The 14,969-nt window shown below is 69.7% G+C and carries 13 protein-coding genes; 8 read left to right on the forward strand and 5 right to left on the reverse strand.

What is annotated here, in order from left to right:
* Positions 1-447: 447 nt before the first annotated feature.
* From KBO27_RS27695 to KBO27_RS27715, 5 genes are all read left to right on the forward strand, one after another.
* Entirely contained in the window at positions 448-1,842 is a 1,395-nt protein-coding gene (locus KBO27_RS27695; RefSeq protein WP_210972802.1) for a DNA-binding protein, read from the forward strand.
* 22 nt (positions 1,843-1,864) lie between these two features.
* Positions 1,865-4,066 carry a catalase/peroxidase HPI gene (katG, locus tag KBO27_RS27700; RefSeq protein WP_210972803.1) on the forward strand — a complete coding sequence of 734 codons (2,202 nt, stop codon included), beginning with the start codon at positions 1,865-1,867 and terminating at the stop codon, positions 4,064-4,066.
* 227 nt (positions 4,067-4,293) lie between these two features.
* Entirely contained in the window at positions 4,294-4,755 is a 462-nt protein-coding gene (locus KBO27_RS27705; RefSeq protein WP_210972804.1) for an MSMEG_3727 family PQQ-associated protein, read from the forward strand.
* 13 nt (positions 4,756-4,768) lie between these two features.
* On the forward strand, positions 4,769-6,469 hold the full coding sequence (locus KBO27_RS27710; RefSeq protein ID WP_210972805.1) for a PQQ-dependent dehydrogenase, methanol/ethanol family: 1,701 nt from the start codon (positions 4,769-4,771) through the stop codon (positions 6,467-6,469).
* Between the two features lie 101 nt (positions 6,470-6,570).
* A complete protein-coding gene (locus KBO27_RS27715; RefSeq protein WP_210972806.1) occupies positions 6,571-7,362 on the forward strand; it encodes an alpha/beta fold hydrolase in 792 nt (263 codons plus the stop codon).
* Positions 7,363-7,390: 28 nt separating this feature from the next.
* Here the strand turns inward: KBO27_RS27715 and KBO27_RS27720 are convergent, their stop codons facing one another.
* On the reverse strand, positions 7,391-8,071 hold the full coding sequence (locus KBO27_RS27720; RefSeq protein ID WP_210972807.1) for a polysaccharide deacetylase family protein: 681 nt from the start codon (positions 8,069-8,071) through the stop codon (positions 7,391-7,393).
* A 347-nt stretch (positions 8,072-8,418) separates the two neighbouring features.
* Between KBO27_RS27720 and KBO27_RS27725 the strand changes: the two genes are divergently transcribed.
* Positions 8,419-9,729, forward strand: coding sequence for an MFS transporter (locus KBO27_RS27725; protein WP_210972808.1), 1,311 nt, complete (start codon positions 8,419-8,421; stop codon positions 9,727-9,729).
* Positions 9,730-9,810: 81 nt separating this feature from the next.
* The gene (locus tag KBO27_RS27730; RefSeq protein WP_210972809.1) at positions 9,811-10,320 is read left to right on the forward strand and encodes a hemerythrin domain-containing protein; all 510 of its coding nucleotides are present in this window, start codon (positions 9,811-9,813) and stop codon (positions 10,318-10,320) included.
* A gap of 82 nt (positions 10,321-10,402) precedes the next feature.
* On the opposite strand, the gene KBO27_RS27735 is transcribed toward KBO27_RS27730, so the two are convergent.
* The gene (locus KBO27_RS27735) at positions 10,403-11,158 is read right to left on the reverse strand and encodes an SDR family oxidoreductase (RefSeq protein WP_210972810.1); all 756 of its coding nucleotides are present in this window, start codon (positions 11,156-11,158) and stop codon (positions 10,403-10,405) included.
* Complete coding sequence (locus KBO27_RS27740) at positions 11,148-11,474, reverse strand: hypothetical protein (RefSeq protein WP_210972811.1); 327 nt, start codon at positions 11,472-11,474, stop codon at positions 11,148-11,150. Before KBO27_RS27740 ends, KBO27_RS27735 begins: the two co-directional genes overlap by 11 nt.
* A gap of 84 nt (positions 11,475-11,558) precedes the next feature.
* On the opposite strand from KBO27_RS27740, the gene KBO27_RS34715 reads away from it, so the two are divergent.
* Positions 11,559-12,488 carry an AraC family transcriptional regulator gene (locus KBO27_RS34715; protein ID WP_210972812.1) on the forward strand — a complete coding sequence of 310 codons (930 nt, stop codon included), beginning with the start codon at positions 11,559-11,561 and terminating at the stop codon, positions 12,486-12,488.
* Here KBO27_RS34715 and KBO27_RS27750 read toward each other — a convergent pair whose 3' ends face one another.
* On the reverse strand, positions 12,489-13,985 hold the full coding sequence (locus tag KBO27_RS27750; protein WP_210972813.1) for a sulfatase family protein: 1,497 nt from the start codon (positions 13,983-13,985) through the stop codon (positions 12,489-12,491).
* Positions 13,982-14,965 (reverse strand): aliphatic sulfonate ABC transporter substrate-binding protein, encoded by a 984-nt coding sequence (locus tag KBO27_RS27755; RefSeq protein ID WP_210972814.1) that lies wholly within the window; start codon positions 14,963-14,965, stop codon positions 13,982-13,984. Before KBO27_RS27755 ends, KBO27_RS27750 begins: the two co-directional genes overlap by 4 nt.
* Between the last annotated feature and the right edge of the window lie 4 nt (positions 14,966-14,969).

The raw sequence follows: 14,969 nt of genomic DNA on the forward strand, positions 1-14,969 counted from the left end.
CCGGTCCTCGTCGTCATCCTGCGATGCTGTCGTGTCGCCGTCGGTCACGATGATCCCCTTCCAGCCGAAAGCGGACGCTTCCAGCCTGTCGGATCACCGCCCCACACACAAAGATCAGGACACTCCCTTTCCACTGAAGCCGGGGACCGGATTTCAGTGGGAATCGGGGTCCTGGTGCTGCCGGTCCGGGGTTCGTCGGGAGAGGTGCGCCGGGTTCAGGGTCGGGGTGCCGGGCTCGGGTACCGGCAGTGCTCCGGTGGGGCGCGGGGGTGTTGCGGGGTCCGGGTCGGGTTCGGGGTGCTGCGGTGGGGTGCCTGGTTCGGGGTCGGGTGGGGTTTCTCGTCGTGCTGGTGTGGGATTCGGGAATAAGCTGGTGGTAGTCCCTGGAGCAGCGTGGAATCCGCCGATTCCCCGGTCGGCTCGGTGGGAGACCAAAGGCGGTCTTGTATGGCAGAGGTGCACCGGCTGGACCCGATGTCCCGCGTCCCCGGCAACACCACCGTGTACGGGGCGTGGGAACGCTTCGTGCGCGGGGAGGACGACCTCCGCGGCGTGCGGCCGGAAGTGGCGATCTCCTGGCACCGCTGCCGCGACCAGTACCGCGTCGATCCCGGCCTCACCAAGGCCCCGATCGCCGTGGCGGAGGTCGACCACACGCTCGAACACGACGTCGTGTTCGCCGAACTGGGGTTCCGCGCGGCGTCGGTGGCGCACGAGGTGAGCAACAGCGGCGGCGTGGTGACCGTCGCCGACGCCACGGGCCGGATACTGGCCGAGTGGGGCGATCCGGCCACCCGCGAGATCGCCGCCGAAGCCAACCTGTCGACCTGGTTCTGCTGGTCGGAGCAGGCAACGGGCACCAACGGCATGGGAACAGCGCTGGAGTCGCACGCGCCGGTCGTGGTCCGCGGCGCCGAGCACTGGTGCCAGGCGTTCCACGACTGGACCTGCGCGGGCGTGGCGGTGCGGGACGTGGTGACGCGCGAGCCGATCGCGGTGCTCAACATCTCCTGCTGGCGCAGCGAACCACCGACCTCGGCGGGCGCCTGGCTGAGCAACGCCGCCACCCGCACCCAGCGCACGCTCGTGCAGCGCGCCAAGGACGGCAGCGCTGAGCTGATCGCGGCCTTCCAGCACGCCCGTTCCCGCTCAGTCGTGGCGCTGGCCGCGCTGGACCCGGCGGGACGCGTCGTGATCGCCGACGACACCGCAGGCGTGCTGCTCGGCGTGCCGAGCTCGACGCCCGCGACCGATCCGGCGGTGCGGTGGAACCCGAGGCTGCCCGAGGTGATCAAGGCCGCCCGCTACGCCGTCAAGCAGGCGTCCCGCGACCCCGACTGGATCGGCACGACGCAGGTCCACACCCACCTCAGCGACGAACCCAGCTCGGTGAGCATCCGGCCGGTGTTCCTGTCCGGGCACCTGGTCGGCACCCTGTTCTCCTTCGGCGTCGCCGAGGGCGAGCAGCTGCCGCGCGTCGAAGGCGGTGCGAACCACCGCGGCAGGCCGGACCGGATCGTGGCGATGCGGGAGAACCGGATGGTGCTGCTGCGGCTTTCGGAGGTCGCCTTCGCCGAGTCGGAGGGCAACGACGTCTGGCTGTCCACCGACCAGGGACGGTTGCGCGCCGCCTCCGGCAGCCTCGACAAGCTCGAAGCCGAGCAGGGCGACGCCGGATTCCTGCGAGTGCACCGCCGGTACGTGGTCAACGTGGGACGCGTCCGCGAGGTCGAACGCCGGTGCAAGGGCGAACTGCTGCTGGTGATGGACACCGGCGCGGACGCGATGGTGCCGGTCTCCCGGCGCAACGCCCCTGCCGTGCGGCGGGCGCTGGACATCTGAAGGCGCCGGAGGGAGGTGCGCGATGCCGGAGAACCCCGATGCCGTGGCGGTCACGCGCAACTACGACCAGAGCGTGCGGCGGCGCGTCGAGAGCGCCCGGAACCACCCGGCGGCGGGCGGGGACAACCGCGACTGGTGGCCGCACCGGCTCGACCTGCGGATCCTGGCCAAGCACCACCCCGCGGCCAACCCGTTGGGTCCGGACTTCGACTACCCGGCCGAGTTCGCGAAGCTCGACCTCGACGCCGTGGCCCGCGACATCGACGAGGTCCTGACGACCTCGCAGGACTGGTGGCCGGCCGACTTCGGCCACTACGGGCCGCTGGTGCTGCGCATGGCGTGGCACAGCGCCGGCACCTACCGCATCAGCGACGGCCGAGGCGGGGCGAGCACGGGGATGCAGCGCTTCGCGCCGACCAACAGCTGGCCCGACAACCGCAACCTCGACAAGGCCCGGCGCCTGCTGTGGCCGGTCAAGCAGAAGTACGGCCGCAACATCTCCTGGGCCGATCTCATGGTCTTCGCGGGCAACCGCGCGTTGGAATCCATGGGCTTCACCACGCTGGGCTTCGCCGGAGGCCGCGAGGACGTGTGGGAATCCGAAGCCGACGTCTACTGGGGCCCGGAGCGCACCTGGCTCGCCGACGAGCGCCACACCGGCGTCCGCGACCTCCAGCAACCCCTCGCGGCCGACGAGATGGGCCTGATCTACGTCGACCCGCAGGGACCCTCGACGCTGCCCGACCCCATCGCCGCGGGCAAGGCCATCCGCACGACGTTCGGGCGGATGGCGATGAACGACGAGGAGACCGTCGCGCTCATCGTCGGCGGGCACACCTTCGGCAAGTCCCACGGAGCCGCCGATCCCGCCCGTCACCTGGGTCCTGAGCCGGAAGGCGCGGGGCTGGAGGAGCAGGGGCTGGGTTGGAGGAGCGGCCACGGCACCGGCACGGGTGCCGATGCCATCTCCAGCGGCCTGGAGGGGATCTGGACCCCGACGCCCACCCGGTGGGACAACTCGTTCCTGGAGACGCTGTTCTCCTACGAGTGGGAGGTCGTGCTCAGCCCGGCCGGGCTCTGGCAGTGGGTGCCCCGCGAGGGCCGAGGGCGCGGAGCCGTTCCCGACCCCCACGACCCGTCGGCGACCCGCACGCCCACGATGCTGACCACCGACCTGGCGCTGCAGGAGGACCCCGCCTACGAGAAGATCGCCCGCCGCTTCCTCGCCAGGCCTGACGAGCTGGCCGACGCCTTCGCGCACGCCTGGTTCAAGCTCACCCACATCGACATGGGACCCCGGCAGCGCTACCTCGGACCACTGGTCCCGGCGGAGTGGTTGATCTGGCAGGACCCCGTGCCCGAAGCCGACCACGACCCCGTCGACGCCGACGACATCGCCCGGCTCAAGACCCGAATCCTCGACCACGGCATTCCCGTGCCGCAGCTGGTGTTCACCGCCTGGGCGTCAGCGGCGACCTACCGCGACAGCGACAAGCGGGGTGGCGCGAACGGGGCTCGCATCCGGCTGGCGCCGCAACGCGACTGGCAGGTCAACGATCCCGACACCACCGGGCCCGTGATCGCCGCCCTGGAGGGTGTCCAGGAGCGGTTCAACACCGAACAGACCGGGGGGAAACGGGTTTCGCTGGCCGATCTCATCGTCCTCGCCGGCTGCGCGGCCATCGAACACGCATCCGACGGCGTCCGCGTGCCCTTCACGCCAGGGCGCACCGACGCCACCCAGGAGTGGACCGACGTCGACTCCTTCGCCGCGCTCGAGCCCACCGCCGACGGATTCCGCAACCACACCGGCCCGCACGCTCCGCTGCCCGCCGAGCACCTCCTCGTCGACCGCGCCAACCAGCTCACGCTCAGCGCGCCCGAGATGACCGCGCTCATCGGCGGACTCCGCGCGCTCAACGCCAACCACCACCGGTCACCGCTCGGCGTCCTCACCACCCGGCCCGGGAGGCTCAGCAACGACTTCTTCACCAACCTCCTCGACATGAGCACCGAATGGGCTCCTGAATCAGGCACTTTCGAGGGAAAAGACCGGGCGACCGGTCGCGTTCGGTGGACTGCGAGCCGAGTGGACCTCACCTTCGGGTCGAATTCCGAGCTGCGCGCGATCGCCGAGGTCTACGCCAGTGACGAAGCGACGTTCGTGCACAACTTCACCCGTGCCTGGGACAAGGTCATGAACCTCGGCAGGTTCGGTGTCTGAGCGGTAGTTCCGGCCTTGCGAGCGGTACGGGCGCCCGGTCCGGCGGTCTCCGGTTTTGGCCACCCCGCACCCGGCGTAATGTCCGATTCGGTACAGGGAAATTGGTTTGACCCACTGCTGTTCTCCCTCGCACACCTGACTTTCTCGAACCGCTTTCACGAATTCGGTTCGCAGCACATCATCTTCGGGTGCGTTCGGGAGACGGATTCACGAGGAGGTGAGGTCCGATGACGACAGCGAAGGAACGCACCGACATGCTCAACGCGGTCGGTCTGGACGTCCAGAACGGGGCGACGATCGGCCGGGTGCTCGGCACCGGGAACATCGAACAGGCCACCGAACGGGCCGACGGCACGATGGAGGCCACGGTTCGCATCGAACCGGACGAGATCGCTTGGGATCCTTCGATCCTGATCCTCCCGCACGGCGGCGACCTCGAGCTGACGCTCATCAACGACGACCTGAACACCCACTGCGCGCTGCTGCCCAGCAACGGCGACAGCAAGTTCATCTGGCTGGTCAACCACTCCAAGGGCATGGCCAAGCTCAACCTGGATGGCCCCGGCTACTACTGGTTCAGCTCCCCCACCGGCAACGACGAGGGCCGCGGCCTCACCGGCGCCATCGTCGTGCTCGGCGAAGTACCGCCGGAAGCCCGCCTCGACCGCCCCGACCAGCCGCGCCCGTAGGGAGGACCGAACCATGACCGTGGAATACGTGGACGCCGGTGAGGCGATCAACCAGGGCATGCTGACCAGCGCGCCCCGGAACGCACCGGACGTGGCGATGAGCGTCGGATACGAACGGCTGCTCGACGCGCGTTCCGAAGCGCACAACTGGCTCACCTACTACGGCGCGTACGACGGGCAGCGCTACAGCCTGCTCGACGAGATCAACACCGAGAACGTCAAGAGCATCGGCCCCACCTGGATCTTCCAGGCGGGCACCGCCGGCATGATCGCCGGTGCGTCGACCTACGCGTTCGAAGCGACGCCGCTGGTCGTCGACGGCGTCATGTACGTCTCCGGCTGGGACGGCTGGGTGTGGGCCCTCAACGCCAAGACCGGTGAGCAGCTGTGGCGCTACAAGCACGCCGTGCCCTACGACGTGTCGCTGTGCTGCGGCAACGTCAACCGCGGTGTCGCGGTGGCCAAGGGCAAGGTCTTCACCGTGACGCCCAACGCCCACCTCCTCGCGCTCGACGCCGTCACGGGCGAGAAGCTCTGGGACAAGACCACCGGCGACGTGCGGGCCGGGGAGAGCGCGACGCTCGCTCCGCTGATCGTCAAGGGCATGGTCATCGTCGGCAGCTCGGGCGGCGAGTTCGGCGTGCGCGGCCACCTGGACGCCTTCGACCTGGAGTCCGGCGAGCACCGCTGGCGCTGCTACACGATCCCGAAGCCGGGCGAGCCGGGTTCGGACACCTGGCCGGCCGACGGCGAGGCGTGGGCGCGCGGCGGCGCCAACCCGTGGGTCACCGCCACGTTCGACCCGGAGACCAACCTGCTGTACGCGGGGACGGGCAACCCGGCACCCGACTTCGACGGCGCGGTCCGCGAGGGCGACAACCTCTACACCGACAGCGTCATCGCGGTCGACGTCGACGCGGGCGAGATCCGCTGGCACTACCAGTGCACCCCGCACGACGTGTGGGACTACGACAGCACCATGGAGAACATCCTGTTCGACCAGGACGGGCGCAAGATGCTCGGCCACTTCGACAAGAACGGCTACTTCTTCGTGCTCGACCGCACCAACGGCGAGCTGATCTCGGTCACGCCCTACGTGGACCGGATCGACTGGGGCACCATCACCCGCGACGGCAAGGTGACGCCCAGGAAGTACCCGGACGCCGAAGGCGAACCGGTCCACTTCTACCCCGGCCCGGCCGGTGCGAAGGAGTGGACGCACGCCGCCTACAGCCCGCGCACCGAGCTGTTCTACGTCCCGGTGCAGGACGTCGGCGCCACCGCCACGCGACGTCGCCGCGAGTTCCGCGAAGGAATCCCCTACTGGGGCGCGGGAGTCCAGGTCGACGCCGACGACATGCGCGGATGCATCAGCGCTTTCGACTCCAAGGGCGAGGAGAAGTGGCGCTGGCGCAACAACCTGCCGATGTGCTCCTCGGTGCTGACCACGGCCGGAGACCTCGTCTTCGCCGGCACGCCCTCGGGCGAGTTCGTCGCCCTGGACGCCCGCAACGGCGAGAAGCTGTGGGAGTTCCAGTGCGGTAGCGGCCACCACGGCAGCCCCATGACCTACTCGGTCGACGACAAGCAGTACGTCGCCGTACCGGTCGGCTGGGGCGGCTGGATCGAGGGCTTCCTCCCGGGAATGCTCGGAGCCGGCCACGGCAGCGCCCTCATCGTCTTCGCGCTGCCGGACATCCCGGCCATGCGCTAGGCGATCCCGAACCCGGCCCCGGGAGTGGGAGTTTCCTCGGAAGCCTCCACCCCGGGGCCGAGTCGTGCCATGCTCGCCGGACCCGGATCGAGGAGGAGCAGGTGCCGATCGCGCAGCGCAGCGGAATGAAGATCGCCTACGAGGTCGTCGGTGACGGGCCACCGCTGGTGCTGCACCCGGGCATGTTCCAGACCGGCGAGCAGTGGACCAAGGCCGGTTACACCTCGGTTCTCGCGACCACCCACACGGTGATCACGGTCGATCCGCTCGGGCTCGGCGCGAGCTCCGCCCCGGTGACGCCCGCCGACTACTCGCTGGCCCGCCGCGCGGAGTCCGTCACAACCGTCCTCGACGACCTCGGCCTGGGCGCGGCCGCGTTCTGGGGCTACTCGCTCGGCGCCTTGACCGGCTACGCCGTCGCGGTGCACGCGCCGGAGCGGCTCACCCGCCTGATCGCCGGCGCCTTCGACCCGATCAACGGCTTCCGCTCGGCGGTCGAGGCCATGCTCGACGACCTTGGGCTTCCCGCCGACACCGATCCCTGGCCGCTGATGCAGCAGGGCGCGCGCACCAACCCCGCGTACGCGGCCGTCATCGACGCCGTCGGCCCCGAGGCGCTGCGGGCGAACTACGAGGCCTTCCGCCACGAACCTGGCGTGCACGAGTCGCTGGAGCGCAGCCCCGTCCCGCTGCTGATGTACGCGGGCACTGCCGATCCCTGGCACGAACCCATGCGCGCCTTCGCGACCCGGACCAGCACGCCGTTCGCCTCCATCCCGGACGCCGACCACGTCCAGGCCTGGCGCAGCACCGCCGAGGTCCTGACCCACGCCCACCCGTTCCTCACCCGCGGTCAGTTCTGGTCCGAGTTGAACGGGCAGAGCGGGCGATGATCGTGGACGGTCGGGACCGGAACCGCCGTCACGGAAGTTCGTCGGGGGCGACCGCTTGACCGGTGCGCGGGGAGATCGCTCCCGGGCAGAGCCCCTTGCCCTCCAGGACCTCCGCGATCCTGGGGATCGCTTCGAGGGTGTTGGGCGCCCAGTCGTGCATGAGGATGACCTGGCCGTCGGTGAGGCGGGCGTTGGCCTCCACGATCTGGTCGACCGTGGCGTTGTTCCAGTCCAGGGAGTCGACGTCCCAGATGATCTCGGTGAGGCCGTGGGACGCGGCGACCTCGTGCAGGGTCTCGTCGGTCTCGCCGTAGGGCGGGCGGAACAGGTTCGGGGTCCCGCCACCCACGCCGGCGATGGCCGTCTGCGCGCGTGAGATCTCATCGTCCATTTCGGACCGGGTCAGCCGCGTCATGTGCTGGTGGCCGTAGCTGTGGTTGCCGACCCACATCCCCGCGTCGACCTGCTCCGCCACCAGCGCGGGGTGGGCATCGGCGCTGTCACCGCGGTTGAACATCGTTGCGCGCAGGCCGTTCTGCCGCAGAACGTCCAGCAGTTCCGCGGTGGTGTCGCCGGGCCCGTCGTCGAAGGTGAGCCCGACGTAGCCCGAGCACGTGGGCTGAGCGGAGGCCGTCGCAGGGGCCACCAGAACCGCCGCCACCAGGACCGCACCGGCGACGCCTCCGCGCGCCCTCGTTCTCGCTGGCATGCCCACCGCATCCTCTCGACCGCGCTGACGGGAGATCCGACCGACCGAGTATGCGGTGGCGTCGAGGCACGGTCAAACACTTGTTTTCGAAATGGTTTCGGACCTGGAAACGTCCAACGCCTCACTTTCACGACGTTTTCACGTTGAAGCGCAACCACTTCGAGTTGACCCAGCCGAAGGAGACGGCCGAGCGGCGTAAGGATCGGTCAGTTTTCCGAAACTTTCTCATCCGGATGCGGTCGAGAAGTACCTCTTGTGATGATTCGCCCGGATCGCTACCGTCCCTAAAACTTACACCGTTAGTTATCTGGGTCACAGCCGCCTCAACTCCCCCGGAGGTCGACCGAATGGCCGCCACCGCGACGAGCGCGCGACGAGTAGCGCTCGCCAGCCTCATCGGCACCACCATCGAGTGGTACGACTTCTTCATCTACGGCACCGCCGCAGCGCTGGTGTTCAACCAGCTGTTCTTCCCGAAGTTCGACCCCGTCGTGGGCACCGTCGCCGCCTTCGCGACCTTCGCGGTCGGCTTCCTCGCCCGCCCCATCGGCGGCGTGCTGTTCGCGCACTACGGCGACAAGCTCGGGCGCAAACCCATGCTCATCGGCTCGCTGATGCTGATGGGCGTCGCGACGCTTCTGATGGGGCTGCTGCCGGCCTACGCCACGATCGGCGTGTGGGCCCCGATCCTGCTGACGCTGCTGCGCTTCGCCCAGGGCATCGGCGTCGGCGGCGAGTGGGGCGGAGCCGCGCTCATGGCCGTCGAGCACGCGCCCAAGGGCAAGCGCGGTTTCTACGGGAGCTGGCCGCAGGTGGGCGTGCCGGCGGGCCTGCTGCTGGGCAACCTGACGTTCACGGCGCTGTCGGCGAACATGTCCGAGGAGACCTTCCTCGCGTGGGGCTGGCGAGTTCCGTTCCTGTGCAGCGCGGCGCTGATCGTCGTCGGCTTCGCGATCCGCCTCAAGATCAGCGAGAGCCCGGTGTTCCAGCAGGCCGTGCAGCGCGACGAGAAGGAGCGCGCCCAGCGGATGCCGGTGATCGAGGTGCTGCGCGAGCACCCGAAGACGATCCTGCTCGCCGCCGGGTCCTTCCTCGCCACCAACGCGACGTTCTACGTCGGCACCACCTGGATCGTCTCCTACACCACCAAGACCCTCGACTACGAGCGCACCACGATCCTGAGCGCGAACGCGTTGCTGGCGGCCGTCGACATCCCGCTGATGATGGCGTTCGGCCTGCTCTCGGACCGCCTGGGCCGGCGTGGCATGTCGCTGGGCGGGATGCTGGCGCTCGCCCTGTTCGCGGTGCCCTGGATCATGCTGGTCGACAGCGGTTCGATCGGGCTGTTCCTGCTGGCCGGGCTCGTCGTGCAGGCCTGCCGCACCGCCGTCTACGGGCCGCAGTCGGCGTTCTTCTCGGAGCTGTTCAGCACCCGGCTCCGCTACAGCGGCGCCTCGCTGGCCTACCAGATCGCGGCGATCCTCGGCGGCGGCATCGCCCCGATGATCTGCACCGCGCTGTTCGCGGCGACGGGGAGTTCGCTGTCCATCGCCGGGTACGTCGTCGTGCTGTGCCTGATCTCGTTCGTGTCGACCTACATGCTGGCCGAGACCTACAAGCGGGACCTCAGCGACGCACCGACTCCGACGAAGCTCTGAGCGCACTTCCTTGCCAGGCACACGGTGATCCTCGATGATCCGCAGGAGCCCGAACCCCACCACAGGCCGAAGGGGACCACCGTGTCCGAGGACGTCGTCGAACTCATCCTGGCCGATCACCGCCGCTTCGAAGACCTGCTGCGCACCCTGCGCAGCTCCGCGGGAGACCGCAGGTCCGCGCTCGGCGAGATCGCCGCACTCCTGGTCGCGCACGCCGAGGCCGAGGAATCCGAGGTGTACCCGGTGGTGCGCAAGCTCTCCGCCGAGGACGCCGAGGACGTCGACCACGGGGCCGAGGAGCACGCGGAGGGCCACGAAGCGCTGCTGGCGCTCATGGAGTGCGGCGAACCGGGATCCGAGGAGTGGGACTCCCGGCTGGAGGAGCTCAGCGAGTCGTTGACCCACCACCTCGACGAGGAGGAGCGCACCGTCCTCAACGACGCGCGGGCGCAGGTCGATGCGGACCACCGCGCCGAGCTCGGCGAGGCGTTCACGGCCAAGCGCCGCGAACTCATCGACGCCGACTGCGGCCGCCTCGACAACGTCCGAGCCCTCGTCCGCAGCAAGGGACCATCAGAGCACCAGCACTGAACCCACGCGCGCACCAACGGGTTCCGGCAGCTCACCCAGCTGCCGGAACCCGCGCGCCGATCGCCTGAGCGGCGAACCGCGGTCACGGGGTGGGGATGTTGCCTCCGTCGACGCGGTGCTCGGTTCCGGTGATCCAGGACGTCCTGTCGGAGACGAGGAACGCGACGAGCTCGGCGACCTCCTCCGGGCGACCGGGACGGCCCAGCGGGATGCCGCCGAGCCCGCGCATCAGCTCCGCGCGCGCCGCGTTCAGGTCGGTGTCGATCTGCTCCAGGAGGTGGCGGGCTCCTTCGGTCTCGACGAAGCCCGGCAGGACCGAGTTGACGCGGATGCCGTGCGGTCCCAGGTCGTTGGCCAGCCCCTTGCTGTAGGTGGCCAGCGCGGACTTGGCGCTGGCGTAGGGCAGCGGGGCCGCGGAGGGGATCCGGTGGGCGATCGAGGTGACGTGCACGATCGCGCCGGAACCTCGGCCCACCATCGACGGCACGAGAGCTCGGTTGATCCGCGCCGGTGCCAGCAGGTTCACCTCCAGCGCTTCGCGCCAGTCCTCCTCGTCGTAGTCCGCGCCCGGCTTGGTCCCGCTGGAGTGCCCGCCCGCGTTGTGCACGACGATGTCCACACCACCCAGTTCCGCCAGCGCCTCCGAGGCCACGTGAGCGGCACCGTCGGGCGTGCTGATGTCGGCGGCGATGAACACCGGGGCGACCGTCGGAGCCGCCGAGCGGGCCGTGGTGGCCACCGCGGCGCCCGCCTCGACGAGCCGTCGCACGATCGCCGCGCCGATGCCCTTGGTCCCGCCGGTGACCAGGGCGCGCCGGCCTTCGAGGTCACGCGTCATGGCGCTGCTCGTTCCGGACGATCAGCAGGGCGCCGATCTTCGGGCCCGACGACCTGAAGTAGTAGGTGAGCACGAGCGGGTCGGGCAGGCCGGTCTTGTCGAAGGTGCCGTCGACGGCCGCGGTCACGACCTCGATGCCGTGCACCACCTCGCGTTCGCTGACCCGCATGGTCGCGTTCACGGCGTGCAGCTCCTCGTCGAGCCAGCGCCCGATGGCGGCCGCGCCCCGGAACTCGCGACCGTTGTCGTGGACCAGCGCGTCCGGTGCGAACGCGTCGATCCCCGGTTCGTTGATGAAGTCGTCCACTGCTGTCATGCGATCCACGCTAGGGAGCCCGACTCAGACGATCCATATCTCAGAAGCCGTTCCTCATGTCCGATCGTCTGCTAGCCTCGACTTGTGGACATCGTGGGCGAGGCCATCGCGTCGATGCGGGCGGGAGCGCCGACCGCGGCGCGCTGCTCCCTGCGGGCGCCGTGGGGCATGCGGTTCTCCCGCATCGGCGGCGCCGGTTTCCACGTGCTCCTGCAGGGCTCCGCGCTGCTGCTGCCGCCGAACGAGCGGGAGCCGATCCGGCTCAACGTGGGCGACGTCGTCTTCGTCTCGCACGGCCGCAGCCACGCGCTGGTCGACGACCCGGCGAGCCCCCAGTTCGCGATGCCCGAGACCGGCGACGACGATCTGCTGATCCCGCAGGGCGACGGGGAGATGACCTCGATGCTCTGCGGCTCGTACTACCTCGACGACCTCCGGCCGCACCCGCTGATCGCCGCGCTCCCCGAGGTCATCCACCTGCCCGCGCAGATCGGCGGGGAGCCCCGGGTTCAGTCCATCGTGGCCCTTCTCGGGTCCGAGATGGACGAGCGCGCACCGGGTTCCAGCGCTGCCGTTCCCGCGCTGCTCGACCTCCTGCTGCTCTACATCGTCCGCACCTGGTACCGCAGGCAGGCCGAGCAGGGCCGCGGCGGGTGGGCCGCAGCGCTGCGGGACCCCGCGATCTCCACCGCGCTGGGCCTCATCCAGAACTCCCCCGCCGCGCCGTGGACGGTGGCGGGACTAGCCGCCGAGGCCGGGCTCTCCCGCGCCACCTTCGCCCAGCGCTTCACCGACCTCGTCGGCTCGCCGCCGCTGACCTACCTGACGTGGTGGCGCATGACCCAGGCCGGCCGAATGCTCGCCCGCGACGACCAGCCGCTGTCGGCGATCGCCCGCCAGGTCGGCTACCAGTCGGAGTTCGCCTTCAGCAAGGCGTTCAAGCGCGAGTTCGCCGTCTCCCCCACCGCCTACCGGCGGCGGCAGGGGGACGGCGCTCGCGTGGTGACGGCGTGATCAGCGCTGGTAGCTGTCCTCGTCGAGGCCGCTGAGGGTGGGGTCGTAGCCGACTTCCCCGACCTCGTACATCGAGGTCATCCAGTGGTAGAAGTTGTCGCCCCGCTCCCGGAGCAGGTCGTAGAGCCGGCGCATCAGACCGGCTCGGACCTCCGCCATCTCCGGGTGCGGGTAGCGGTTGATGAGCTCGTCCGGGTCGGCTTCGAGGTCGTAGAGCTCGTTGACCGAGTCCGGGTTGACCACGAGCTTGTACCGGTCGGTGCGCAGCATCCGCTGCGGGTACGGGAAGTGGTGCCCGTGGAACTCGCAGACGATCTCCTCGGGCCACTCCACACCGTCCTCATCGGACACCAGCGGGAGCAGGCTGCGGGAATCCACGGCGGGTTCCGGGTCGATGCCGGCCAGTTCGAGGATGGTGGCGGTGCAGTCCAGCAGGCTGACGAACTCCGACCGCGCCACTCCCCCGGGCTCGCCGGGCACGCGCACGATGCCCGGCGTCCGGTAGATGTCCTCGTACATCGCCGGTCCCTTGTCGTGCAGCCGGTGGGAACCGGTGAACTCGCCGTGGTCGCAGGTGAAGAACACCGCCGTGTCCTCTGCCAGGCCCAGGCGGCGCATCGCGTCGAGCACCCGGCCGATCTCGTGATCGATGAGCGCCACGTACCCCCAGTACACGGCGATCAGCTTGCGGGTGGTCTCCAGCGGCATCGTGTCGAAGGTCCAGTGCGCGCTGTAGTTCTGCTGCACCGGGGGTTTGCCGTGGAAGGTCTCGGCGACCGAACGCGGCAGCGGCACCTCCTGCGGGTCGAACATGTCGAAGTACTCGTCGGGGATGATGTAGGGCAGGTGCGGGCCGAAGAAGCTCAGCTCCAGGAAGAACGGCTTGTCGTGCTCGCGCACATCGGCGGCGTAGCGCTCCAGCATCTCGATGGCGCGGGTCGCCAGGTAGTGCTCGAAGGTCGCCTCCACCGGCTGGTGCAGCCGCGCCGCCAGCAGGTTGCCCGGACCGCCGTTGGGCAGGGTGCCGCGGATGCGGTCGCTGATCTCGTACGGCGGCAGGCCGTTGTCGGCGAGGTAGGTCAGGTAGTCGGGGTGGTCGACCGGGTTGTGCCAGCCCGGGAGGTCCGGCCCGTCGAAACCGAAGTCACCGGCGGACTTCTGCGTCCCGACGTGCCACTTGCCGATGAGCCCGCAGTTGTAACCGCGGCCCCGCAACGCCTCCGAGAACGTGAACTGCCCCTCGGGCAGGTCTTCGATGTAGCCGACGTTGCGCTCGTAGTTGGCCAGCAGCTTGTGCCGGAACGGCGCCTGCCCGGTGAGCAGGCTGGCGCGCGCGGGCGTGCAGATGGCGGTCGGGGTGTACCAGCGGTCGAAGCGGGTGCCGGTGGCGGCCAGCTCGTCGAGGTTCGGCGTCGCCGCCCTCGGGTTGCCGTAGGCGCCGAGGGTGTCGGCCCGGTGCTGGTCGGTCATCAGGAACAGGATGTTGCGCTGGTTCACGGTTGGCCCGCCGAGGTGAACAGGTCGCCGGTGTAGTAGTTCTCGGGCCCGGTGCTCCGTTCGAGCTGGCCGGTCCCGGCGAAGTAGGAGTCCATCGTGGACAGCCAGTTCCGGACAGTGCCGTCGGCCGTCAGCCGGTCCAGCTCCTCAGCGCCGAGCACCTGCACGTTGGCGGCGTCGGCGCGCACCTGCGCCGGGTCCTTCTTGAGCAGCTCGGCGGTCAGCTCGACGGTGCGCTCGGCGTTGGCCGAGCGGTACCGCATCGCCTCGCGCAGCACCGCCAGCACGCGCCGGGCCTTGTCCTGCTGACCGGTGACGACGTCGTTGCCCGCGACGAAGACGGTCGGGAACTCCATCTCCCCGCGGAAGTCGGAGTTGCGGGCCAGCTCGACCAGCCCCGGGACCTGCTTGCGGATCGTGTCGATCGCCGGGTACCAGAACCCGGCCGCGTCGATGCGCTTGGCGGAGAAGGCGGAGACGATCGTCGAGGCGTCCATCGGCACGACCTTGACGTCGTCCTTGGTCATGCCCGCCCGGCGCAGCGCGAGGTCGAGGATCATCTCCCCGGAGGTGCCCTGCGGCACCCCGACGGTCTTGCCCCGCAGGTCGGCCATGCTGCCGGTGCCGGGCTGGGCGATCACGCGGTCGGCGTTGCCGAGCGTGTTCAGCGCGACGACCTTGGCCTGACCGGAGGCGGGCAACCACATCGCGCCCGGCCCGATGTAGCCGAAGTCGAGGTCACCGCTGCCCAGCGCCTGGATCTGCAGCGGTCCGTTGGTGAACACGCTGGCCGTGGCGTCGAGACCGTGCTTCTCCCAGAGCTTCTGGTCCTCGGCGACCGCGAGGAGGCTGGCTCCGTTGTAGTCGCCGATGTAGCCGAACCGGACCTCGTTGGACGCCTCCGAACCGCCACCGCACCCGGTGAGCGCCACGACGAGTCCGGCGAGCGCGCCGGCGAGCCATCTCTTCCTGCTGGTCATGGCG

The sequence above is a fragment of the Saccharopolyspora endophytica genome (genome assembly GCF_018070075.1).
In the GTDB taxonomy this organism is placed as follows: domain Bacteria; phylum Actinomycetota; class Actinomycetes; order Mycobacteriales; family Pseudonocardiaceae; genus Saccharopolyspora; species Saccharopolyspora endophytica.

What these genes read in the sequence shown, in the direction of transcription:
- katG (WP_210972803.1), top strand. Translation starts at nt 1,865, where the DNA reads ATGCCGGAGAACCCCGATGCCGTGGCGGTCACGCGCAACTACGACCAG.
- KBO27_RS27705 (WP_210972804.1), top strand. Translation starts at nt 4,294, where the DNA reads ATGACGACAGCGAAGGAACGCACCGACATGCTCAACGCGGTCGGTCTG.
- KBO27_RS27720 (WP_210972807.1), bottom strand. Translation starts at nt 8,071, where the DNA reads ATGCCAGCGAGAACGAGGGCGCGCGGAGGCGTCGCCGGTGCGGTCCTG.
- KBO27_RS27725 (WP_210972808.1), top strand. Translation starts at nt 8,419, where the DNA reads ATGGCCGCCACCGCGACGAGCGCGCGACGAGTAGCGCTCGCCAGCCTC.
- KBO27_RS27695 (WP_210972802.1), top strand. Translation starts at nt 448, where the DNA reads ATGGCAGAGGTGCACCGGCTGGACCCGATGTCCCGCGTCCCCGGCAAC.
- KBO27_RS27735 (WP_210972810.1), bottom strand. Translation starts at nt 11,158, where the DNA reads ATGACGCGTGACCTCGAAGGCCGGCGCGCCCTGGTCACCGGCGGGACC.
- KBO27_RS27710 (WP_210972805.1), top strand. Translation starts at nt 4,769, where the DNA reads ATGACCGTGGAATACGTGGACGCCGGTGAGGCGATCAACCAGGGCATG.
- KBO27_RS27740 (WP_210972811.1), bottom strand. Translation starts at nt 11,474, where the DNA reads ATGACAGCAGTGGACGACTTCATCAACGAACCGGGGATCGACGCGTTC.
- KBO27_RS27755 (WP_210972814.1), bottom strand. Translation starts at nt 14,965, where the DNA reads ATGACCAGCAGGAAGAGATGGCTCGCCGGCGCGCTCGCCGGACTCGTC.